Origin of the sequence: Mycoplasma sp. NEAQ87857 (assembly GCF_009792315.1) — a bacterium.
In the GTDB taxonomy this organism is placed as follows: Bacteria; Bacillota_I; Bacilli_A; order Mycoplasmatales; family Metamycoplasmataceae; genus Mycoplasmopsis.
The window spans coordinates 1-25395 of the sequence record NZ_CP045542.1; the positions used below are offsets into that span (position 1 = coordinate 1).

A 25395-nucleotide genomic window follows, 5' to 3' on the forward strand; every position below is an offset into this window, starting at 1 on the left:
ATACTTTAATTTATTAAAATATCAAGTAAAATTATAGTATGAATAAAATGGATTCTTATAACTTAATAACAAATAATCAAAATAATTTAAATAGTTTTACAGAAGAGTTAAAAGACTTCTTAAAAAACGAAATTTTAGATAATATGATTTATCAATCATTCATCAAAAAAATGCAAATTTTACAAATTGATGATAAAAATATTTTAATTTATATCCCAACTCAAAATAGTTCTCTTGCATTCTTCAAAAAGAGCTATTCAAGTCAAATTAAATTAGCTATCAAAAGTATTTTTGGAGCAAATAAAAAATATGAAATAGTAAATCAAAATAATCAAAACGATACACCAAAAGATGAAGCACCTAAATCATTTAAAAGTGATGAAAAAATTAATATTTTTCATAACGAAGAGATTAAAGAAAGTAACAAACCTACATTTTCTTTAAGTAATTTAACTTCATTATCTAAATTAAATAGTGATTACACTTTTGACAACTTAATAAAATTAAATTTTAACAGAGAAGCTGTTTCTGTTTGTGAGCAAATTTGTTCTCAAGATTCTGATATTAAACTTATTTTAATTAGTTCTAATTCAGGATTAGGTAAAACACATTTATTATCTTCTTGTATAAATTTCTTTAAAAATAAAGGAAAATCGTATATTTTTATCGATTCTCATAACTTTTCATTAGAAATTGCTCCTTTATTACAAGAAAACAATCAATCAATTTTAACTGAAATAATTAATGCTTTTAGTAGTGTTGATATATTAGGAATTGATGATTTTCAAGTTTTTGGTGAAGGTCAAAAGAAAGCTACTAAAAACTTTATTTCTAAAATTATTGACAATAGATTACAATCTAACAAAACAACCATCTTAACAAGTTCAAAATCGTTTAAAGATTTATTAGAAATGTTTGATAATAGATTATCAACTAGATTAAGTAGTGGTTTTTATTCTTACATTGAACAACCTTCTAAAGATGAAATGGGTGTTATTTTAGAATTTTTATTAAACAAGAGCGATATTGAGCCTCAGCTTTTAGATGTTCAGTCTAGAAACTTCATTATTAAAAATCATTCAGGTTCAATAAATTCACTTTCAGGAGCAATTAACAGAATTAAATTCTATAAAGATCAATTAAACAAAAACAATTCTTATGAAGTTATATTAGAAGCTTTTAAAAACATTGTAAAAGATACTAACAATGTAAGTCCTGAAAGCATTATTAAAGAAGTTGCTAAATACTATAACGTTAATATTAAGGAAGTTGTAGGTAAAACAAGAATCTCAGATGTTGTTCTTGCTAGACATATTTCTATGAACTTAATTCATCAAATGTTAAAACTAACATCTGTTGAAATTGGTAAAATATTTAATAGAGATCATTCTACTGTTTTAAACGCTTTTAAAAAGTACAAGAATGCTGATGATAAAAAATCATGAGATAAAGTAATGGAGATTATAGAAGAACGTGTTTGTGGAATAAGTTAATAGTTATTCATAAGTTATTAACAATTATATATTTGCTAAAAAGTTTATTTTTATTATATAAATATAGTTAAATTAAACTTTTTGATAAATTATCCACATTATTAACACTTATAATATTCATTTAGAAATTTAAGGAGATATTATGAAATTTAGTATATTAAAAAGAAACATCGAAGATACCGTTGATTTTTTATCTAACTATATTGATAACACAGATAGTTTTATTCCTTTTCGTTGTATAAACTTTGAATTAAATACAAGCTATTTAACTCTTACTTCTGCAACATCAACTATGGAGGCAAAAAAAGTAATCCAAGTTGATGAAGATGTTATTCAACTTGAAAGAACAGGTAGAATGATAATTAATGCAAACATTTTAAAAAATATTATTAAAAAGTTTGATAAAAGAATTACATTTGATTTTAATGATGGAGTAGTAGATATTTATGAAGGAACAACAAGATTTGAATTAACTACTATTGAAAATGAAAAGTTTCCTATTATTGATTTTAGTGATAGCGAAAATAAATTTGAAATCAGTTCTAGAAAATTCGAAAAAGTTGTATCAGATGTTTCAGTTTCTACAAGTTCATTAACAGAAAGACTAAATGTTGTTCTTTATAAGTGTATTAATTTAAGATGTAATAACGATTCTAAAATTCGTTTTTCAGCAACTGATTCATATAGATTATCTACTGAAACATTATCAATACCAAAAAATATAAATATTAATGCAACTATTGATGCAAAAAATCTTAAAAAGATTATTACAAAAGATGCTCCAAATAAAGTTTCAATATTCTTTAATAATTCAAAATTTGGTGTTTCTTATGAAAATACAGTGATTCAAACCTCATTATTAAATTTAAATTATTTAGATATTCAACCTATTTTACAAACAGAATATAATAAATGCATTACAATAGAAAAAGATGAATTATCAAAATTAATTAACAAAGCTATTTTTATAAATTCAGACAAAGCAAGAAGATTGCAATTTTCATTTAAAAAAGAAGGTATTAAAGTTGTTTATGAAGTTCCTGAGATTGGTACAGGAGAAGCATTTACAAAGAATTATGAACTTGATGGTAATGAGTTTGACATTGATATAGATTATCAATATATAAAAGATGCAGTAAATGTTTTAGAAAACGGAACCATCAAAATTAAAGTTAGTCCAAGAGAAGATAAATTATTATTTACTTCTAATGCTAACCCAGAAAACATTCAATTAATTACACCACTAAGAAGATATTAAGGAGAGAAATGATAGTAAAGATAAAAGGAGATTCAATTAAAGTTAGTCAATTTCTTAAAAAGATTGATGAAGTTCCTACAGGAGGAGCAGCAAAAAGTTTTCTATTATATAATGATGTAAAAATAAATGGAGAGCAAGCTAAAGGAAGATCAAGCAAAATTAGACCTGGAGACATTGTTTGAGTTAATAACACATTAATTAAAGTGGAATCACTAGATCAACCAGAAGAAAAATAACATAGCACAAGCTATGTTATTTTTTATACATTTCAAGAAACTTATTAATAAATAAATCGTTAGCAAAATTAAATTTAGGTCTTAGATATTTAGAAACAAATAATATTCCGTAAATAACTCTTACTTTTTGATCTAAATTTACAAATTCCCGATTAATATTTTGTAAATCACTTAAAGCAAATTCAATTGTTGCTTTAACTAATTTAGAATAATAAATATTTTTATTTCAAAAGACAAAAACTAATTTTTCACGAATAAAATCTTCCATATTTAATTCTCTAGTATAATTTTTAGAACTTTTTCTTGTAATGAAAGCTTTTCTTAAATCGTAAGATAAATATTCTTCAATTACAAAATCTTCTACTTCTTCTTTTGAAATATAAATAGGATCAACTTTGTCAAGAACGATTTTTGCAAAATAAAAACTAATAATACAAAAAATAATAAATGAGATACCTGAAAATACCACTATAGTTCATCAAAAATACATATCAATATTTAATTTTTTATCATAAGGAACAACAAAAACTAAACCAAATAAAACACCAGCAATAACCAAACAACCTAATGATCATAAAAATCTATATAACGATTCTTTTTTATCATATGGTAACAAAATATCATCATGAAATATTCGAATATATTTCTTATAAAAATATAATAAACTATAAAAAAGTAATATAGTGATTAAAATAACTGGACCTATTAAATATCTCATTTTTTCTCCTTTGACATTTCTTGTATAGGTTTATAAGAAAATCTATACAAATGTTTAATAATTTTATTTTCTTGAAGTGCTAATTTATGTTGTTTAGTTAAATATCCTTTATGTTTTTCAAAATGATATTTAGGGTATATAAGAGCAAGTTCTTCCATAATTCTATCCCTATAAACCTTAGCTACAATACTAGCACAAGCTATATTAAAAGAAACGCTATCACCCTTAACCAAATTAATTTGAGAGATAGGTGTATCAATTTTTTCAAAATCAGTTAGTATTAACTCAGGTTTAATATCTAATAAATTAATAGCTTGTTGCATTCCGTATCTTGAACATTGTTTAGGATTTAATTCATCAACAATTGCAGAACTTAATTCAATTATTGAATAACTAATTGCATTATCTAAAATTCATTGATATAAAAATTCTCTCTTTTTAGGAGATAATTTTTTAGAGTCATTAATTAAATCATTTGTTAAATCTTTAGGCATAATTACAGCACAAACAACCATAGGACCACAAACACAACCTCTACCAACTTCATCAACTCCAGCAATATAAGTTATACCTTTTATGTTATCTTTTTCATAATTTAACATAAAATTATTATATATTAAAATAACTCAATTTTTAAGGAGTGTTTATGGCTCAACAAGTATTTGTAAAATGTGAAAAATGCAATAGAGAAGATGCTTTTTTATTTGGTAAAATAGCTGAAACTAATGTGTATGAACATTTTCTTGATGTATATGAAAAAAAGCAAATAAATTTATTTGATAAAAATAAATTTATAGAAGTTTTTTCTAAAGAATATGCTGATCAAGCACCAAAAGAAGATCTTGAAAAAGCATTAACTAAAATGTATGATGAAATTAATGAATTTTTTAGTGAAGAAGAAAAAAAACTTATTCAAAAAAATATTTTAATAGGTCATGATTTATGGATGCATTCAGTGATCAAAATTGATGAAATTGGTAACCCTGATGCTAAAGTATATAATATACCGGTTTTAAAATTAAAATTTTTAGGTCAAAAAGAAGAATATACAAGACACTATAATAATAACGTTGGATATATTCAATTTGATGATGATCATCAATATTTAACTTGTCCTACTTGCGGTATAAAAAGTTCTAAATATATCAAAGAAGAAACTGTATAAAAAAATCTCTTTTAAAAGAGATTTTTCTTTATCTTTTGAAGTTTAATTTCAAAACTTTTATTAAATTATTTTCACCATATAAATTACTAAATTCAGTAATTTGATCTTTAACTTTAGTACTGGCACCAAATAAAAAATCAAATTTTCATTCTTTATTTTGCTCTTCCATATGTTTTAATAAGAAATATCGAGCAATAATACTAGCACAAGCTACAGATATATCAATATCTTCAGCTTTATTTAATAATAAAGTGTTTATATCAAAATCTTTTAAATTGCTTCAGTTATTTTGAAATAACAATTTATCATAATATTTTAATATTGAATTAGTGGTTGAATATTTATCAATTAATATTAAACTAGGTAAATAATTTATTTTGTTTAATAAATTATTAATTGAATGCTGATGAATGAAAAATTTAATTTCATTAGCGTTATATTTAGAAGTTAATTTGTTATAACCTTCTTGAGTTAGTTTATAAACGCTATAATCAACTTTTTTCATTATAATTGGTGCTATTTTTAGAATTTGTTTATCGCTTAATTTTTTAGAATCCTTAATATCTAAATCATTTAAAAGTTGTTTATCTTTGACAATACAACTACAAGCAATAATAGGTGTAAAATAATCACCAACACCTGTTTCATCAACCCCTAAAATTAATTCATTATTTAAATTAAATTTATTGATATCATCAAAAAAACGCATATTATTCGCTTTCAGCAACTTGAGAAATTTTACTTCTTCTTGCGTTAGATTTTTTGATTTCGTTTTCAGGGTTGTCTAAGAATTTATTAATATAATAACCAACTCCACCATCTTTATTACTTTTATTAATTAAAATAGTTGCATATTTTTTTACATCTTTGGTTGAGTTACCCATAGCTACAGAAATATTAGCTACTTTAAACATAGGAACATCATTAAACCCATCTCCTATAGCAATAGTATTTTCAATAGGGATATCATAATAACGAATAAGCATACTTAAAGCTTTACCTTTGTTTGCTGTGATATTAGTCATATCAAACACAGGAGATAACCCTTCTCCTTTAGATCAATATGAAAATTCAGCTAAATCTCCATATCTTGCTTTTAAATATCTTCTTAATCCTTCTACATTAGTAGTTTTTTTAACATCAAAAATAATACCTGTAGGCATTAAAGGTAATTTATGAAAATCTAAACCAATTCTTAATTTTGAAGTTGTTTTGAATCCGAAAACTTTTTCTAAATCCTCATCACGATGTTGTAATTGAACTCAATCAGGTCCTTCAATAGCGATATTAGTTAATTCGTTTTTAACTTTTTCATCACCTAAAATATATAAAGCTTCATTTAAGTTTAAATATTTAATATAAGGGATAAATTCATCATCATATGGATGATGAATGTGTGCTCCATTGTAATTTCCTACTACGGTTTTTAAACCTAATGTATCATAAATAAATTTAGTACTTCTTCAAGGTCTTCCTGTAAGAATACATACAATATGACCTTCATTAATAGCTCTTTTGATAGCATTTAAGGTTAAATCATGAATTTGTCCTGTAGCACTAGATTGTAATGTAGTTCCATCTAAATCTATAGCAAATAAAAATTTGTCTTTATTATTATCTTGTTTAATTAAAATTTCTTCCATTTTGTCTCCTTTTTAAAATAAAAGTGTTATATAATTATACACTTTTTTATTAATGTGGTTATATTTCCACCTTTGATAAAAGCAAATATTTTTATAGTTTTATGCTAAATATATAAAAAGGGAATAAAAAGATAGGTCAAATTTTATATAATTAAACAAATATTAATTTAATTTTGAGTGGAGAAATAATGAAATATAAAAGAATTTTATTAAAACTTTCGGGAGAAGGTTTTGCTAATAAGGAAAAACATTTAGCTATTGATTATGGTTTAGTTTCAAAAATAGCAAATCAATTAAAAGAAGTGGTTAAAAGAGGAATTCAAGTATCTATTGTTATTGGTGGGGGAAACTTCTGAAGAGGTGCATCAGCAGAAAAAAATGGAATTCCAAGAAATAGAGCTGATTATATAGGAATGTTAGCTACTATTATGAATGGATTAGCTTTAAGAAGTGGATTTGAACACGCAGGATTAACTGCAAGAGTTCAAAGTTCATTAAACATCGATAAAAGAGTAGCGGAATATTACATTAATGAAAAAGCTATTAAATTCCTTGAAGAAGGTGAAGTTGTGATATTTGTTGGTGGAACAGGTAGACCTTATTTTACAACAGATACAGCAGCAACATTATATGCTTCAGAAATAGGAGCAGATGTTATTTTAATGGGAAAAAATAATATTGATGGAATTTATGATTCAGATCCAAAAGTTAACAAAGATGCAAAAAGATTCGACCACATTACTTATGATGATATTTTAGAAAAGAAATTACAAGTTATGGACTTAACTGCCACAAGTATGGCAAGAGACAATAATATAGATTTAATTGTATTTAACTTATTAGAAGAAAATTCTATATTAAGAGCATTAGAAGGAACAATAAAACATACGGAGGTTACTAAATAATGGAATTAGAATTATATTTATTAGATTTTGAAGAAAAATGTGAAAAAGCAATTAGTCATTATCGTTTTGAATTATCAAAAATTTCAACAGGTAGAGCTAACCCGCAAATTGTAAAAGGTGTAAGAGTAATGTATTATGATACACAAACACCATTAGAAGAATTAGCAAACATTAGTGTTCCAGAACCACAACAATTATTAATCAAACCTTATGATATTACTTCTATCAAAGAAATTGTAAAAGCTTTAGATAAAGCTAATTTAGGTGTTTTACCAATTGATGAAGGTAATCAAATTAGAATTACATTTCCACCTTTAACAACAGATAGACGTAGAGAAATGGTTAAAAACTTATCTAAATACACAGAAACAGCTAAAGTTGGAGTTAGAAACGCTCGTCAAGATGCAAATAAAGCAATTAAAAACGATGAAGAATTATCAGAAGATGAACAAAAAAGATATTTAGATGTAGTTCAAAAAAATGTAGATAAACAAATTGATAAAATTAACTCAATCGCTAGTGAAAAAGAAAAAGATTTAATGACTATATAATTATTTAAAAACACGGAAAATTCCGTGTTTTTGTCTTATTTAATTCTGTTTATTATAACATAAATTAATTAGCAAAAATTTACTAAAACGCTTGTGTTACTTATGTTTTGGTAAATTTACTTTTAATTAACTGCAAAAGAAATTTTAAGTAAAATATATGATTTTTTTATTTTAGGTATAAAGTGGGAAACTCTTTAAAAATTAATATAAAAATAAAAAAATAAATTAATTCTATTCGTTAAAAAAGAATTTCTATTATAACATAAATTGCATTGATAAAAATGACTAAAACGCCTGTCTTTCTTATGTTTTAGTAATATAAACAACACCTAACTACAAAAGAAATTTTAAACAAAATATTTGATTTTTTATTTTAGGTATAAAGTGGGAAACAACCCTAAAAAACTTTCCAAGTTTAAGCAAAAACATTAAAAATAATTATTTTTTAAGCATAAAAACGTGTTTTACCTGAAATTACATTGTAATTAATTGAATTAATTTATGAATTTTTAATTGTTGTTAATAATATAAAAAAAAGATAATTAAAAAATACACTTAATTAAGTGTATTTTTGTTATTCCTGTGTTTCCAAGTTTTGACCAATTTTTTAGCACTTTTCCACACTTACTATACTACGTATAGTAAAAAAATTATTTTTTCCACATAATTACATTGTAATTATGGTATAATTAGGAGTATGAAAAAAGAAAAGTGAATTATTGTTAGAAGTAAAAGAAAAGACACATACTACATCACAGCAGCTATCTCAAATGGTCATGCTAGAGGTTATAAGAGAAGTATTGGTTTGGGGAATTTAGAAAAATTAGAAAAATCTACAAAAGACCCAATTAATCTCTTAAAAGAAGCTTGTGTTAGTTGAGATCCTGAATGACCTAAAGACAAAATTTTGCAAGAAGTAAATAAAGTTCTTAAAAATTCAGTTGTTGAATCAAAAGTTGTTAATTATGGTCATCAAGTTTTATTTAACACAATTGATGACTTGGATATTTTTGAGAAGACAAAAGAAACAAGATCAAAAGAATTAATAAAAATATTGAAATTTATAATTTCAACACGTATCCTAAAACAACAAAGTCTTATTAAAACTTTTGAAAGTATTCCTGATTATGAAATTGAATTTGATTCAAAAAAGACTACATTTTACAACTCTTTAGATTATCTTTCAGATAATAAAACAACTATTTTAAAAAACATCAATAATTCATTAATTTCTAAAAACCTAAGATCTGTTGATGTTATGTGATTTGATTCATCAACTGTATATTTTGAAACTTTTACAAGTTTAGGTCTTAAACACCCTGGATATTCAAAAGATGGAAAATTCAAAGAAGATCAAATTGTAGTGGGTTTAATCACTGATGAAAATGGTATTCCAATCCATTACAAATTATTTAAAGGCAATACAGCTGACCCAAATACTTTCATTCCATTTATCAACGAAATCAAGAAAATTTACAACCTTAGAATGGTTACAATAATTGCTGATAGAGGAATGAGTACCAATAAAAACATTAGATTCCTAGAACAAAATAATATTGATTTTATAATCTCTTACAGATTAAAAATCGCTACTAAAAGAACTAAATTATTCGCTCAAGATCCTGAAGGATATGTTGATTTAGATAATTTTAAATTTAAAGAAGAAACTTATGAATCGCTATGACAGAAAAAACGTCCAAACGGAAGAACTAGACGTAGAATAATAACTTATAGTGAAAAACGTGCTAAAAAAGATAAACAAGATAGACAAATTCTTATTGATAATTTCAATAAAAAAGCTAAAAATGGTATTGTTGCTCAAGCTGATTTGCTTGCTGGTAAAAAATACAAATTCTTTAAAGAAATTGAAAATGGTAAAACAACTTCATACAAGTTAGATTATGAAAAAATCGAGAGAGATAAAAAGTTTGATGGTTTATACGCTTACGAAACATCAAGACACGATCTTACAGTTCAAGATGTTGTTGATTTATATGCAAAACAATGACAAGTTGAAGAAAACTTTAGAACATTAAAAAACGCTTTAAGAATCAGACCTGTGTATGTGCGAAGTGACAAACACATTGAAGGATATTTTCTTTTATGCTTTATATCATTGGTTCTTATGAGATATTTACTAACTTTAGTAAATAAAAACTTAGAACCTGTATTAGGTGTTAAAAACGAAAGATTTACTAACACAAGATTAATAAAAGCAATTTTAAGTGCTAATAAATATGTTGAAGTGATAAATTCAAAAATTATCACTGAAAAATTAATAGAAAATAAAGATAATATGCAATATTTAAATGATTTTGCTATTATCAAAAAGATATTAGAAACTCAAAAACCTTAAATTACAATGTAAATTTTTGAAAAAGTTAAAAAAAGAGCAATAAAATGCTCTTTTTATCGTTTTTTGTTAAAACTTGGAAACTCAGGACAAATTAATTTTTCTAACTTTTACCACCAAATGATGTGGTGATTGTAAAATGATGAAACCTGTAATACAAAGATTATCAGAAAAATATCAAAATAAGAAAAATGTTACATTTATTGAAGTAGATGCTGAAGAAGCTAAGTTATTTAGAGAAGTTGATAATAAATGAAACGTTTTAAGAGTTCCAACTTTTATCTTACTTAAAGGCCAAGAGATAGTTGAAAAAGGATATGAATATATTCCTGAAGAAATCTTAAGTAATTGAATTGATAAAAAAATTTAAGATATAAAAGCAGTATAATCTGCTTTTTTATTTACTTATTTATTAACTTTTTTTGTATCGATTATTCATATATATATATATATATTATACGAGTATTATTTGGTATGTTTTGTTGTTTAATGCTTACAAACCTTAAATAAATATATTTATTTTAGGTATATTAAGATTAAGTGATATTTTTATTCCATAACTTAACTTTAGGAGGTATAAAGTGGAAATAGAATTTCTAAAGGATGATTTACCAACTTTAAATGATAAAAAGAACAATACATCCATTGCTAGCTACAATACTGATCAAATATTAGATACAGCTTTTATAACTACTGAATTAACTATTCCTTATAATTTTCTTGATATTATAGAAAAATCAGTATGAAAAAATGTTTATAAAAGAAGCAGAATAGAAAATGATCATATTTATCAATCTCATTATTTAACTTTAAATGATAACTTATGACAAGCTGCGAATTTATGAACTCCTAATGAGCTGGATAGCAATAATAAATTGATGGTAGATTTTTTATTACTATTAGGTAAAAATCACAATAATGTAAAAAACATTTTATTCAAAGACTATCAAACTACTGCAGAAGAATATGGGGGTATTAAAGCAGAAATATCTTACTTATTCGGAGATGATCTTATTAAAGATTTAGATGTTTTACTAACATATGATTGTTTAGTAAAAGGAACTTTAAATGATAATGTTGCAAATATTAAAATATTAAAAGAAAAGATTGCTAATTTATCAGATTATCAAACTTGAAAGAAAGTAAAATTAGTTTATTTTAATTATTTCATGTCTATAGGTGTTTTAAAAATTAAAGATCATAATTCAAGATATAACTTCTTTTCAATGTTGCAAAACATTAATAAATTTGATTTCAATAATGATATTTCACCAATTCAACCATGATCAAAAGTTAAGGCTAAATTAACAGAAATTGTAGAGAATATGAATTCTGATGATTTATATTCTGAGTCTTATAAAAAAATTGTTTCTTCATTTATTAATCATATTGAAGTTCAAGGCGAAGACACCATTGAAAAAAGATATGAAAAATATATTGCATACATTGGTTTAAAAAAATATGTTGATAATTATAATTTAATTAATAAAACAATTAAAGATAATCAAAAATTAGGATTGAAAAATAAAGTTGTTAAATTAACAACAATAAGTTTAATTTTCTTAACTTCTATTTTAGTACTTGTTTTTGGTATTCTTGTTTCTAAAACTGGATTTAAAGCAAATTGAATTTTATTAATTGTTGATTTAGGATTTATAGCAATTACATCATTATCAATATACATCTTGATTAAATTTAATAAAAAACTTGCTGAACTTCCAAGAATTTTAATTTCAAAAAACCATAACGCAATTAATAAATCGCTATGTAATAGCTATATTTGTGAAAATTGTGGTAATTTATTTAATGAATTTACATCAAAAATTCAAAGCATATTAGAAGATGCTAGATTATTTAAGAAAAACAATAAACTAACAACTAAAGGGGATAAATAATGGCTGAACAATCACAAATCATTTATTTTGATCATAATGTATTTGATAAAAAAATTACCCTTTATGCAAAGATTAAAAATAAAGATGTTATTTTAGATTCATTTGAATACAATGATAATGGTATTAATGGAGCAAGGGTGATTAATTTTCCTAATGGTAAACCTAAAATTAAATTAAATTATAGTAATGGTTTATTAAAAGGTGCTCAAGAAATGTATTATGGAGATAACTTTAAAAAAGCTACAATTACATTCAAAAATGGTAAGCTAGATGGTGATTCTACATATATGTATGATTTAACCAGTTATTCTAAAAAAGAGTATACTGCAGAAATTGATTATCATATGGAAGCAAGATTTGATAATGGTGTTTTAATTTGATATTGTGAATATTACTCACCAATTGGTAATGGTGGTCATCTTCATAAAACCAATAGAATTAAAAGACATATTGAGTATTCAAAAGAAAGAACCGAATATAAATATTGTTCATCTCACTATGAATCAAGTAAAAGTGATGTAAATTGTGAATGACAATGAATTGGATTAGATTATAAAAAATATTTAGATTAATAAAATATAAGCTATATTAATTTTTTAATGATTAAACCTAACAATTTCTATTGTTAGGTTTTTATTATTTTTAAACTGCTAATAGGTAATTAAAATATAATTTAATTATGAAAGCTTTGAAAAATATATGACTTAATTCCACTGTTTCAACTCTTGTAACATTACCTTTAATAGCTGTTTCTTGTTCAAATTTGAATAAAAAACCTGTTAAAGGAAAAGAAACTACAAACAATAACAAAAAATCAGATAAAAGTAATAATACTGATAATAAAGCATTTAAACCAAACGACAAAAAAGAAAAACAGCTCAAGGATGATTTAAATAAAAAAGATGTTATTGAACCAAATAATAATAAGCAATCAAATCAAGATAATCATTCTACCAATAATGAAAATAGTGATTTAAAAAATCAAAAACCAATAAATAAAGATAATAAGCAAACAAATAATACGTTAAACAATAAAAATAATCAAGATAATAAAATAGATACATCAATTAATAACGAGAATAACAAAGTAATAGAAGAGCCTAATACCGATCAAAACAATAATAATAAAAATAAAGATACAAAAAATGATACTAACACATCAAATGAAGGTATGGATAAAACTCCTACTAAAAATGTTAATAACAAAAATCAAGAAAGTAATTCAAATTCAAACGATAAAACTAACAACGATTTAACTAATCATCAAAATACAGATAATACAAGTGTTAATAATAGAGATACAAGTAGCTCTAAACCTTTAATAAATCAACCAGATACAATTAATAATGATCAAATACTATCAAATGATCAAGTATTAAATTATTATAATTCACACCCAGAACTAAGAAAATATAACGAAACACCATTTGATACAAAATTGTTTTATGACACAAATCAAGATTATGTGAATCATATATTAAGTCGTTCATTTGCTCTTAGATGAGATTTTAACGATGGTGGGTATTCTGGTGGAACTGCTTGATTATTAGATTATCATAAAGTTGATAATGATGGTAATTATAAGTTGTTTTTAGCAACCAATTATCACGTAGCGGTTGATATTTATGGACCTAATGATTATCAAGAATGAGCTCAGCCTAATAGATCTAATAATCCAATTAAAGATTTTTATATTGGTTTTGATGTTAAAAATAGTGCTTCAGTAGGAGTTAAAAAATGAGCAAAGAATACAAAATTTAATAAAAATTTTGCTTATAGAATTTTAAAACCAAATTCAATTCCAAAAGTAATCTTTTTAGCTCAAAACTTTACTCAAAATACACAAAATATAGCTAATAAAAATTATTATAGTGATTTTGCTGTTTTAGAATGAGACATTAATTTAAATCAAGCTTTAAATCAAAATGATATTTTATATCCAAACGATTATAATCAAGCAGCAATTAAATACTTATTAAAACAACAAAACATTGAATGAAAATTAATGACCGAACACATTAAAGATGCTATTAGTGCTTTAGATAGTAGTTATTCTAAATATACAAATAAATCTAATTTTATAAGAAATACAGATTATTCATTACCTTATGCAACTGTTAATTATGACACAATGGTATATGCTAGAAGACATTTCTTTGATGATTATACACCGTTAGAATTTGATCAAATAGGACCTAATACCATAAATAAAATTAATGATTTAAGTAATTATATAAATACTTATTTAAGTGATAAAACTTATTGATATCCAAGTAATTTATATTATGCGGGTTTTCCATTTTTTGTAGATAAAAGCCAAACATTTACCAATGTAGTTAAAGGTTATGAAAATCAACTAGGGTATAAAGGTTTTGATTTAGATCGACCTTATATTTATTTAGATTATGATTTTAATAATAAACAAGTTGGCGATAAGAATAATACAGTATTTAACAATCTAACCAAATCTTATTTTTATGGAGTATCATATAGAATCTTTTCAGTTAATCAAATTGTAGGTGGTATGAGTGGTTCATTAACTTTAGATCAACAAGGATTACCTATTGGGTTATTATGAGGAAATGAAGGAACAGGTACTGTTTTAATTAATGATAGCTATCAAAATTCATATAATCCAGTTTTTGTTCCATTTGTGCAAAATAGAACTTTTACTACTAATGATCTTACAGTATATCCATATAACTTAATTGATGGCACAGATAAGAATAAATACCCAATGCAAATTAATTCATATAGAGAAATGTTAAGAAAAATTTATGGGCAAAATAGCTTTAGTACTAAGTTATTCCCTAATGGAATTTAATGATAAATAAAAATAGACAGATATAACTTCTGTCTATTTTTTGATATTAAATTATTTATTATTTAAAGCTAATTGAACTAAAGTTTTAACCATAACTCCAGTAGGTCTAGAAGCAATATCTGCAGTTCCTGCAACATCTAAGTGAATGTATTCAACATCTTCAGTAAATTCTTTTAAAAACATAGCTGCAGATGAACTACCTCCACCTACTCCTGAAAGATCAGTGTTTTTTAAATCAGCAACAACAGAATTTCTAATTTCTTTTGCAAATGCTTCATCTAAAGGCATTCTTCATACTAATTCATGTTGATCTTTAGCAGCTTTTTCTAAATCATTTCAAGCTTGTTCACTAGTTGCTCATACACCTGTGTATGTGTGTCCTAAAGCAACTAAAATAGCTCCTGTTAAAGTTGCAACATCAACTAATCTTGTAGCTTTTAAGTTTCTTACAGCATATGTTAATCCATCAGCCATAACTAATCTACCTTCGGCATCTGTGTTGTTAATTTCAACTGTTTTACCATTCATACTTGTTCATACTGAATCAGGTAATGAAGCATCTCCATTAACTCTGTTATCTGTAATACACATAACTGCAGCTACATTAGCTTTAGGTTTTAATTGTGCAATAGCTTTTAAAGCACTAGCTACAAAAGCTGACCCAGACATATCAAATTTCATTCCAAGCATACTTCTACCTGGTTTTAAACTATATCCTCCAGAGTCAAAAGTAATACCTTTTCCAACATAAACGGTTTTATCTTCAGTAGAATCATCACCATTGTATTCAATAACTACAACTCTAGGTTCATACATACTTCCACGGTTAACTGAAAGTAATAATCCCATTTTGTGTTCTTCAATTTCTTTTTTAGTTAAAACAGTAACTTTTAAGTTGTCATATTGTTTTAAATCATTAACAACGTGTTCTGCTAATCATTCTGAGTTACAAATGTTTGGAGGTGTAACTTGAAGGTTTCTAGCAAAGTTAACAGCTTCAGAAATTACTGAAGTTTTTTTAAAAGCTTCTTTATATGAAGATTCATTAGCTGATGTATAGAAGCTAACTTCAAATTTATCTTCGTCTTTTTTAGTTTTAGCACTATAAATATCTGCTTTAACGTAGTTGTATGTATCAACAAAAGCACTAACAACTTCAGCAATAGTTAATTTTTCAGTTACAAATGTATCTAAATCAATTTGTAAATCTCTAACTTGAGATGTGAATAAACTTTTAGCTAAAGATACTAAACCTTTGTGGTTTAATTTATCTTTTTCTCCCATAAATACTAAAGCTTGGTTTTGTTCTAAATATTCTGTAAGAACATTATTTTTTTCAACAACAGTTTTAGGAAATTCTTCACCTTTAAAAACTGCTTTAACAAGCATAAAATTATTTCTTGAATTATCGATTTTTTTAATCATTTATTTGTCCTTTCATATATAAATTATGTAACATATTTTACTACTTTATTAAATAACTTATGTGATTAGTCAAAATATTAGTAGCTATTCTTAAATGGTTATTAATTTAAAAATAATTAGCATTATTGTTTAAGAAATTTTGGGCTTCAGAACGAATATCAAGTAGTTCATTTACGTTGTAAACATCTTCTTTGCTGTTCATTAAACTAGTAAATTTAGCCAATATAGAATTAGCTTTTGCAATTGAAGTTTCTTTATTAATTACATTCGTTTCTAATCTTGCTTTTAAAAGGTTTAGACTCTCAAGAGTTTCTTCTAATAATTGATTTACTAATTGTGGAACTTGATTAATTAAAATTTCTACATTTTTCGCTCATTTAAAAGTAATTTCTGCCTGAACACCAATAGGGGTTTTATCGTCTGGTTGAGGTTGATTTAATTTCTTATAAATTTGTTTAATTTGTTCATCTATAGATAAATCTTTATTTATTTTAAATAAATCAAGTATCGAGTCATATGGGTCTTTAAGTTGTGGTGAAACGGATATAACTCATTTGTAAAGATTTGAATAGATTTGACTATTTCAATGTTGGCCCTCAAGGTACTTAAGAGTAGAATATAATGCTATAAGTTGCGGTTCGACTGTGATTCTATTTTGTGTTCATTTAGTAAAAGTCAAAGCTATTTCGGACAACAAGTCTACACAACTTTTGTATAAATCGTTAAGAATTGTTTGTAATTCATTAGTTGTTGAATCGTTTTCTATCGTGATTGATGAAATTTGTTGAGTATATTTTTCGTAAATGCTTTTTACGTTAATGTATGTATTTCTGTCTATTGGTAGTTGTTCTTTATCAATAAAATTATCAAAATTTTCTTTTAAAAAGTTTAAAAGATATTTAATTTTTTCTATTTTAGAGGTTTCTTTTTCAAGATTTATGTTAATTTCGTTAATCTTATCATTTTTGTAAATGTAATTGTTGCGAACTTTTATTATTTTAAATAATTCATTTTTTACTTGTTGATAAGTTAAGTTTGTATCGTTTAATATTTTTTCGAAATCATGATCATTGTATTTAGTGACCAATTCATCTACATCAGAATTATATGTTTCTATTAATGATTTTTTATGTTCAATTCCATTTCTTTTAATCGCATCTTCCCCCATTTGTAATAAAGACTTTTTTAACAATTCAGCAAAGTTTTTATGTCTAAATTGATACAACCAATCTTGGCTACTTAAATTTCCAGGATTTAATTCGTTATATTTATTTAATATTGATTCTAAGTTTGGAATTATAGAGTCTAATTGAGCAAGATTTGTTGTTAAAGTTTGTTCGTTTAAATTATTAGTATTTAAATTTACATTTTTATCAATAGGTGAAAAAACTTCTCTATTTTTATTAATTAAATCATCTTTTAAAGATGAAAATTTCTTATATTTAACTTGAAATTCTTTAAATAATTGAGCAGTAGAATTAGGTGCTCCATTTTTTGTTTCTTTAACTATATTAATTATTATTTGTTTTCCAATAACAATATTATTAATCACTTCTGGATTTTCCAAAACGTATCCGTTTGGTATTTCTTTTAATAATTGCTCTAAAGTGATTTTTGAATCGTTGCTAGTGGTGATATTTACAGAAATTGGTTTAATGTTGCCATCTGGATTTTTGAAAATAATATTTGTTGTATTTAGAACTGTTGAACTAATCATTTCAACAATATTATTTTCATTTTGTTTAATAGTTAAATTAGGGTTTTTAATCATTATTTTAATTTCTTGACCTTCATCATTTATTATTATTTTCGGTGCTTTTTCTTCAATTTTGGCATAAGTTACATCATTACCAGTTCATGAATTAAGTTTTTTACCATTAAAAACATAAGTAATAGTTGTTTTGTGTTGAACACCAGGTTTTGAATCCACTGGACCTATTGGGTTTGTAGGGGTTTTATCTACTGGTGTATTGTTTGTATTTGTACTACATGCAATTGTTGCAATTGGTGCAACAATTGCTAAAGAACTAAATATTAATAATTTTGCTTTTTTCATAAAAAAATTATATATAAAGTTAAGGATTAAGATTATGAAAATTTAAATTTATTTAGCAAAATAATTAGTGTTTAATTGTTAAAATTAAGACATGCAAAATAAAATTTTTCTACATACTAATACTGAATATTCGTTTTTAAATTCTACTATTAGAGTAAATGAGTTGTTTAAATATGCGAGTGATAATGATATTAAGTATTTACCATTAACAGATATTAATAATTTATATGCTTTACCTTTATATTTAGAATTATCTAAACAATATAATATCAAACCAATTATTGGACTTCAAACTTCAATAGTTAATGATGATTGTAAGTTTGATGTTATTTTAATTGCTAAAAATAATAATGGTTTAAAACTTTTAAACCAAATTATATATCAAGCATCAAAAAATATTTTTGTTAAAGATTTAAATGATTTAGAATCAGATGATTTATATATTATTGATCATTATGAAAACGGAATGGTAGCTAATAATTATGATTTTAAAGTACCAAATAATTTCTTTTATAATTCAAATGAATTAGTATATCCAAATACTGTGTATGCTCCAACTAAAAGAATAATGTATCAAAATCAAAATAATATTTTGAATGTTTTAGACAATATAGCGGGAAAACAACACAAAATTAATTATCAATTTAAAGATTACAATGATGTTAATTTTGAATTATTAGATTCTAATATATATCAAAATATGCAAAATATTATTGATTCTTTAGAACCTATTTCACTTGATAGCAAAATAAAATTAGCAAACTATAAAGAGGATGTTGAAGACACTATTAAACGTCTAATAGTTGGTAAAAAATATTTAAATTTAATTAAATACTATGATAAAGATTTGGTTGATAAAAGAATTAATTATGAATATCAAATAATTAAAAAATTAGGTTTTATTAATTATTTTTTAATTATTTGAGATACTTTAAACTTCGCTAGAAGTCAAGGGATTGAAGTTGGACCAGGTAGAGGTAGTGCTAGTGGTTCATTGATTTCATATTTATTAGATATTACTGATGTTAATCCTTTAGAGTTTAATTTACTATTTGAAAGATTTTTAAATCCTGATAGAGTTAGTTTACCTGATATTGATATTGATATTCAAGATAATCGAAGAGATGAAGTTTTAGAATATATTAGAAATAAATATGGTCATAATAAAGTAGCTTTAATTACTACATTTCAAACTCTTGCAAGTAAAAATTCAATTAGAGATGTTGGTAGATATTTAAATATTCCAACACCTAGCATTGATAAAATTTCAAATTCTTTAACTAAAAATGATTTAAATTTAGAATATGCTTATGCACATAACAAAAAATACAAAATTTTAGTTGATGAATTTGAAAATTTACATCATTTTGCAAGTTTAATTGAAGGATTACCTAGACAAACAGGTCTTCATGCTGCTGGAATAGTAATTTCTAATGTTGATTTAACTAATAGTTTTCCTGTTGAGCAAAACGCAAATGGATTTAATCAAATTCAATTTACTTTAAATAATCTTGAACAATATGGATTAATTAAAATTGATTTTTTAGGATTAAAAAATCTAACGGTAATTAATCAAATTGAATCATTAATACCTGAAAAATATCATTTTAATAACATAATTAATCAAAATTATTCACAATTTAGCGATCAAGAAACATTTAATTTATTAAATAAATTATTAACTGATGGAGTATTCCAATTAGAATCTAATGGAATGCGTGCAGCTATTAAAAGTGTAAAGATTGATTCATTTGATGATTTATATGCAATTATTTCGTTATATCGTCCAGGACCTATGCAATACATTGATACTTATGCTAAAAATAAACAAGATCCATCGCTAGTAGAAAAAATTCATCCATTATATGACAAAATAGTAGAACCTACTTATGGAATTATTGTTTATCAAGAGCAAATTATGCAAATTGCTCAGCAAGTTGCTAATATGAGCTTTGCTCAAAGCGATTTATTAAGAAGAGCAATTTCTAAAAAAGATGATAAAAAGCTTCATAGTTATAAAAAAATCTTTTTTGAAAGTGGTTTTTTAAACAATATTCCAATTGATGTATTAGAAAAAATTTATCAAAAAATTGAATTATTTGCTGCTTATGGATTTAATAAGTCTCATGCAGTAGCATATGCTTTAATTTCTTATAAATTAGCTTTTTATAAAGCCAGATTCCCGAAAATATTTTTCAAAGTGCTTATATCTAACGCAATAGGTGATTTAACTACAGTTAAAAAATATGTTTTAGATGCTAAAGAGCAAGGAGTGAGTATTTTTTCACCAATAATTAACATATCTACTAATACTGTTGAAATTAAAGATAATAATTTATATTTACCTTTAAATATGATTAAAGGAATTGGATTAGTAGCAACTAATAAAATTATTGAAGAAACTAATAAAGGAGAATTTAGTCACTTTATTAGTTGTTATTTAAGGTTAAGAAATGCTGGAATTGGTGAATCAGTAATTAACACTTTAATTAAAGCAAATGTATTTAGAAAATTTGCTAATTGTGCTACTTTAGAAAAAAATACTGTCTTAGCTCAACAATATTTTGATCTTTTTTCTAAAGAAATTAAACAAAAAAAGATCACTGATGAAATTTTAAAAGATCAAGAATTAGCTAACTTTATTCAACGTTATAAAATCAATGAACAAAAATTACAATTTGTTGAAAAAAATGTTAGTGAAGAAATGAAAAATGAAAGTGAATTATTAGGTGATATTTATAACGCTATGGCTATATCAACTGATAATAAAGTAGTTAGACCAAGCTTATCAACATTACCAATTAATGAAAATCGCTGAATTGATGCTTATTTAATTAGTGTCAAAAAACATCCTACCAAAAAACAAGTTAATATAGCAATTATGGATGTTGATAATAAATCAATTAATGCTTATGGTTTTAATGAAAAAACACTTTTATTATTAGAAAATAAAGAACCTAGACAAATAATGGTTTATATTAAAAATAATGGTAGATATTTTACTATTAATGACTGAAAGGATAACAATGAAACAAACTAGTTTAGTGGTTGATGGTAATTATTTACTATTTCAAAGCTTTTATGCAACTTTTAGAGGTGATTTAGATGCTATAATGCGTAATTCCAAAGGAGTTGCTACTAATGCTTTAAGCATTTTCTTATCACAATTAAATAAGTTAATTATTGAAATTCAACCTGATTATTTATTTATTGCATTTGATGCAAGAGGTAAAACAAAAAGACATTTAATTTATGAAGAATATAAATCAGGAAGAACTAAAGCTCCTCAAGAATTGTTTGATCAATTTGAATTAATCAAACAATTATTAACTGATTTAGCGATTAATTGACAAGAACAAGAAGGATATGAAGCAGATGATTTAATAGCTTCTTATTGCTCAAATATTCCAGGAGAAAAAGTTATTTTTTCTCGTGATAAGGATTTATTACAATTGATTAATGATGAAATAGTTATTATTGATAAATTAAATCCTGCTACTAACTACATTAAAAGTGATAACTTTTTTGATTTATTTAATTTTTATCCTAATCAAGTGATTGACTATAAAGCTTTAAAAGGAGATCCTTCGGATAATCTACCAGGAATTAAAGGGATTGGTGAAAAAACAGCGATTAAATTACTTGAACAATTTGGTACTTTTGATAATATTTATCAAAATATTAATTCACCTTTAATTACAAAATCAATAAAAAATAAACTACTAACTGGACAAGCTCAAGGTCAATTATGTTATGAGCTTGCAACTTTAAATCCTAATGTTCCAGATTTTGATACTAATATCGAGCATTATGCTTTTAAAATTAATTATCAAAACGCTTTAGCTTTATTAAATGAATTAGAACTAAATCGAGCTAAAAAACAAATTGCTAATTGAACAAAATTATAATTTCCACATTCATTAAATGTGCATAACATTTAATGAATATTTTTTTGCACTTAAAACCTTAGTTAAATAGATAAATTTAATCTAATTTAACTGTGGATATCTTAAATAAATGGTAAAAGCAATTAAAAAAATAAAAAATATTCTTTTTGTTATTGTTATAAGCGTTTAAAATATATGTAAAACATTATTTTTATTAATTAATCAACTGGAGAATTTATGCAACAATCAGAACTTAGTTTTCGTTATTACAGCGTCCAAAAAGATACTCATATTTCAAGTGAAGATTTATCAAACTTAAGAGAGCTTTATGGTTCAATTTTAGGACCTTGTCCTATTTTCTTATATGAATCTTTATTGGATTTTGTAAAAGGTGCTAATATGCGTCAATCTACTTGTGAGTTTAGAGTGTTGTCTGTTTATTTAAATATGACAGTTGAGCAATTAGAGGATGCTAGAATTAAGCTTGAAGCTATTGGATTGTTAAATACTTATTTTGATAATAAAAAATTAATTACAGTATTTAGCTTACAAAAACCACTAGATGCAATGAAGTTAAAAAAGAATGATTATATTTCAAAATTAATTATTAGTAAAATTGGTAAACCAAACTTTAAAGATTTAATCAAACATAAATCTAATAACATTCATATTTTAAATTCATCTCAATATGAAGATGTTAGTGCTAATTTCTTTGAAGTGTTTAATGATGATAGCAATAAAGAAACTTTAACTGATTTATTTATTAAAGCAGGAAAAGCTAAACGTAATGAACAACAATCTAGCACATTAAATCGTACAATGTCTATTCCATTAAAATTAAACATTGGTCATGTTCAATACAACAATGAATATGAAGCAATTTTAAAATTATCAGCTAAAGATTTCTTATTACAAATTTTAGAACGTGAATTAAACGATGATGAGATTAATTATTTAAATAAATGATCTAATGTTTTTGAAGATGCTAAAGCAATCAATTTAATTTCTTATTTAGCTTTTATTAATAATAATAAAAAATGATTAAATCAAGCACAATCATGAATGAATGAAGTGTATGAAAGATCATTAGTAGAATTTAATGATTTAGAAAATTACTTAGATCAAAAATTTAGCTTTTTTAGTCAATATAAAACAATTTATGAAACTAAACAAGCAATTAAACAATCATATCTTTCATCAATTGATAAATAAAAGTAGGAAATATGAATCAATGAAATAATTGAAAAGAGCAATATAATCCAATTAAACTAGTACAAGGATTAAAAAATAATGTTTACCTTCAACCTATTATTCAAAAATTAGAAATTACTGATCAAGAATTATTGACTCATTACACTATGTTTTCTAAATATTGTGAAGATCAAAAAGTTAATTCTCAAGACCGGATTTTTGATAAAAGTTTTAAACGTAATGACAACAATCAACTTGTTGAAATTTTAACTATTGCCAAAACCACTGCAGGTAAAGAGTTTATGTATCAAAACTACATTAAAAATACTCAAATTTCTAAGCCTATCATTGAACAATCATTAGATAAATTAGAAATTGATTCATATTATGATTTAAGTGAACTAAAAAAACAAATTATTCGTAATATTAATAACATTTCTAAACTTGAAGGTTATGCAATTGAAGGTCAAGCAACTAGTATTAGACGTGAATTTTTAAGTTCTATAGTCAATTATTTTGCTTTAAATCAAATTTCAGCTTCATATATTGATTTAAATTATTTAGATGATAAAGTTAAAAATTTATTAAATTCACCTACTGATGATTTAAGTGCTTTAATTGATTCTTTAATTGATGTTGATGTTTTAGTTATTGATGAATTAGGTTTTAAAAAATACTCAAAATGATTTTTAGAAACTATTTTTATTAAAGTGTTAGATCAAAGAATTCAAAATAATAAATTAACTTATATTGGTAGCTATTATTCATTTTTTGAAATTAAAAATAATATTTTAATTAAAAATGAAGCTGAAGATAGTAAATTTTGACTTGATCGTTTATTTATGCTAATTAGACAAAATTGTCATAATCAAATACATGTAAGTAAGGAGAAATCATGAAAATAATACTTGCTGGTACTCCTGAATTTTCAGTTCCGATTTTTGAAACTATTATTAACAATTTTGAAGTTGTAGCTATAGTTTCTCAACCAGATAAACAAGCTAATAGAGGTTATAAAGTTATTCCAACTCCTGTTAAATTATTAGCTAAAAAATACAACATTCCTTTATATCAACCTAACAAAATTGGTGAAATTTATCAAGAATTATCTCAAATTGATTTTGATGTACTACTAACTTGTGCTTTTGGTCAATATATTCCATCAAAAGTTTTAAAGTTAGCTAAAAAATGTGCAATAAACATTCATGGTTCATTGTTACCTAAATACCGTGGAGCTGCACCAATTCAATATTCGTTGTTAAATAATGATCCAATTACTGGTATTTCATTGATTTATATGACTGATGAAATGGATGCAGGAGATATTTTAGAAACTGCAACATTAGATATTGATGCTAGAGACACTAGTGATAGTTTATTTGTTAAAATGTCTAATCTAGCTCAAAAAAATATTGTTAATTGATTAAATAATATTCAAAACAATCAAATTAATCCAATTAAACAAGATGCATCTAAAGTAGCTTTAAGTCCCAAATTAAAAAAAGAAGATGCTTTATTAACTAATGATTTAACTTGTGATTTAGCTTATAACAAAATTAGAGCTTTTAGCTCTAATCCTGGAGCTTATATTATCCAAAATAATAAAAGAATTAAAATCTATTATGCAGCTAAAGAAAAATTACATCCAAACGCTTTAAAATTAGACTTTTGTGATGGATGTTTATATGCAATAGATTATCAATTTGAATCTAAAAAAAGAGTAGTTTTAGAATAATGGTACTATTACCATATTAAATAAAATGTATTACAAGGTACATTTTTTATTTTGCAAAAC

The 25395-nt window shown here is 24.2% G+C and carries 22 protein-coding genes; 16 read left to right on the forward strand and 6 right to left on the reverse strand.

All coding sequences use genetic code 4. The annotated features are described in order from the left end of the window. Positions 1–38: 38 nt before the first annotated feature. The 3 genes from GE118_RS00005 (at position 39) to GE118_RS00015 (ending at position 2987) form a co-directional block, all read left to right on the forward strand. Complete coding sequence (locus tag GE118_RS00005) at positions 39–1493, forward strand: DnaA ATPase domain-containing protein (RefSeq protein WP_158763420.1); 1455 nt, start codon at positions 39–41, stop codon at positions 1491–1493. Between the two features lie 142 nt (positions 1494–1635). After that, complete coding sequence (dnaN, locus tag GE118_RS00010; protein ID WP_158763421.1) at positions 1636–2751, forward strand: DNA polymerase III subunit beta; 1116 nt, start codon at positions 1636–1638, stop codon at positions 2749–2751. An 8-nt stretch (positions 2752–2759) separates the two neighbouring features. After that, a complete protein-coding gene (locus tag GE118_RS00015) occupies positions 2760–2987 on the forward strand; it encodes an RNA-binding S4 domain-containing protein (RefSeq protein ID WP_158763422.1) in 228 nt (75 codons plus the stop codon). Between the two features lie 16 nt (positions 2988–3003). On the opposite strand, the gene GE118_RS00020 is transcribed toward GE118_RS00015, so the two are convergent. Both GE118_RS00020 and GE118_RS00025 read right to left on the reverse strand, forming a co-directional pair. Further along, on the reverse strand, positions 3004–3705 hold the full coding sequence (locus GE118_RS00020) for a hypothetical protein (RefSeq protein WP_158763423.1): 702 nt from the start codon (positions 3703–3705) through the stop codon (positions 3004–3006). Beyond that, positions 3693–4307 (reverse strand): ribonuclease HII, encoded by a 615-nt coding sequence (locus GE118_RS00025; RefSeq protein ID WP_158763424.1) that lies wholly within the window; start codon positions 4305–4307, stop codon positions 3693–3695. The genes GE118_RS00020 and GE118_RS00025 overlap by 13 nt, the downstream gene beginning before the upstream one ends. A 44-nt stretch (positions 4308–4351) precedes the next feature. Between GE118_RS00025 and GE118_RS00030 the strand changes: the two genes are divergently transcribed. Continuing rightward, complete coding sequence (locus tag GE118_RS00030; RefSeq protein WP_158763425.1) at positions 4352–4870, forward strand: hypothetical protein; 519 nt, start codon at positions 4352–4354, stop codon at positions 4868–4870. 28 nt (positions 4871–4898) lie between these two features. On the opposite strand, the gene GE118_RS00035 is transcribed toward GE118_RS00030, so the two are convergent. Together GE118_RS00035 and GE118_RS00040 are read right to left on the reverse strand one after the other, a co-directional pair. Then, the gene (locus GE118_RS00035; protein ID WP_158763426.1) at positions 4899–5579 is read right to left on the reverse strand and encodes a ribonuclease HIII; all 681 of its coding nucleotides are present in this window, start codon (positions 5577–5579) and stop codon (positions 4899–4901) included. A 1-nt stretch (position 5580) separates the two neighbouring features. Continuing rightward, positions 5581–6513: a Cof-type HAD-IIB family hydrolase gene (locus GE118_RS00040; protein WP_158763427.1), complete on the reverse strand. Its 933-nt coding sequence runs from the start codon at positions 6511–6513 to the stop codon at positions 5581–5583. 188 nt (positions 6514–6701) lie between these two features. Between GE118_RS00040 and pyrH the strand changes: the two genes are divergently transcribed. The 7 genes from pyrH (at position 6702) to GE118_RS00075 (ending at position 15041) form a co-directional block, all read left to right on the forward strand. Further along, positions 6702–7418 (forward strand): UMP kinase, encoded by a 717-nt coding sequence (gene pyrH / locus GE118_RS00045; protein ID WP_370452047.1) that lies wholly within the window; start codon positions 6702–6704, stop codon positions 7416–7418. After that, entirely contained in the window at positions 7418–7969 is a 552-nt protein-coding gene (gene frr, locus GE118_RS00050) for a ribosome recycling factor (protein WP_158763428.1), read from the forward strand. Before pyrH ends, frr begins: the two co-directional genes overlap by 1 nt. Positions 7970–8666: 697 nt before the next feature. Then, on the forward strand, positions 8667–10325 hold the full coding sequence (locus GE118_RS00055; protein ID WP_158763429.1) for an IS1634 family transposase: 1659 nt from the start codon (positions 8667–8669) through the stop codon (positions 10323–10325). Between the two features lie 73 nt (positions 10326–10398). Beyond that, complete coding sequence (locus GE118_RS00060) at positions 10399–10692, forward strand: thioredoxin family protein (RefSeq protein WP_255473571.1); 294 nt, start codon at positions 10399–10401, stop codon at positions 10690–10692. Between the two features lie 211 nt (positions 10693–10903). Then, positions 10904–12217 (forward strand): hypothetical protein, encoded by a 1314-nt coding sequence (locus tag GE118_RS00065; RefSeq protein ID WP_158763431.1) that lies wholly within the window; start codon positions 10904–10906, stop codon positions 12215–12217. After that, entirely contained in the window at positions 12217–12789 is a 573-nt protein-coding gene (locus tag GE118_RS00070) for a hypothetical protein (protein ID WP_158763432.1), read from the forward strand. The genes GE118_RS00065 and GE118_RS00070 overlap by 1 nt, the downstream gene beginning before the upstream one ends. 107 nt (positions 12790–12896) lie before the next feature. Beyond that, positions 12897–15041 (forward strand): MIP family Ig-specific serine endopeptidase, encoded by a 2145-nt coding sequence (locus GE118_RS00075; protein ID WP_158763433.1) that lies wholly within the window; start codon positions 12897–12899, stop codon positions 15039–15041. Positions 15042–15092: 51 nt separating this feature from the next. On the opposite strand, the gene GE118_RS00080 is transcribed toward GE118_RS00075, so the two are convergent. Together GE118_RS00080 and GE118_RS00085 are read right to left on the reverse strand one after the other, a co-directional pair. After that, on the reverse strand, positions 15093–16466 hold the full coding sequence (locus GE118_RS00080; RefSeq protein WP_158763434.1) for a M17 family metallopeptidase: 1374 nt from the start codon (positions 16464–16466) through the stop codon (positions 15093–15095). Positions 16467–16572: 106 nt separating this feature from the next. Continuing rightward, complete coding sequence (locus tag GE118_RS00085) at positions 16573–18522, reverse strand: hypothetical protein (protein WP_158763435.1); 1950 nt, start codon at positions 18520–18522, stop codon at positions 16573–16575. Between the two features lie 91 nt (positions 18523–18613). Between GE118_RS00085 and dnaE the strand changes: the two genes are divergently transcribed. The 5 genes from dnaE to fmt all read left to right on the forward strand — a co-directional run bounded on the left by dnaE (position 18614) and on the right by fmt (position 25335). After that, entirely contained in the window at positions 18614–21562 is a 2949-nt protein-coding gene (gene dnaE / locus GE118_RS00090) for a DNA polymerase III subunit alpha (RefSeq protein ID WP_158763436.1), read from the forward strand. After that, positions 21549–22430 (forward strand): 5'-3' exonuclease, encoded by an 882-nt coding sequence (locus GE118_RS00095; RefSeq protein WP_158763437.1) that lies wholly within the window; start codon positions 21549–21551, stop codon positions 22428–22430. The genes dnaE and GE118_RS00095 overlap by 14 nt, the downstream gene beginning before the upstream one ends. 216 nt (positions 22431–22646) lie before the next feature. Further along, the gene (locus GE118_RS00100) at positions 22647–23621 is read left to right on the forward strand and encodes a hypothetical protein (RefSeq protein WP_158763438.1); all 975 of its coding nucleotides are present in this window, start codon (positions 22647–22649) and stop codon (positions 23619–23621) included. A gap of 11 nt (positions 23622–23632) precedes the next feature. Beyond that, complete coding sequence (locus GE118_RS00105) at positions 23633–24505, forward strand: hypothetical protein (protein WP_158763439.1); 873 nt, start codon at positions 23633–23635, stop codon at positions 24503–24505. After that, positions 24496–25335 (forward strand): methionyl-tRNA formyltransferase, encoded by an 840-nt coding sequence (gene fmt, locus GE118_RS00110; protein ID WP_158763440.1) that lies wholly within the window; start codon positions 24496–24498, stop codon positions 25333–25335. The genes GE118_RS00105 and fmt overlap by 10 nt, the downstream gene beginning before the upstream one ends. The last annotated feature ends 60 nt before the right edge of the window (positions 25336–25395 follow it).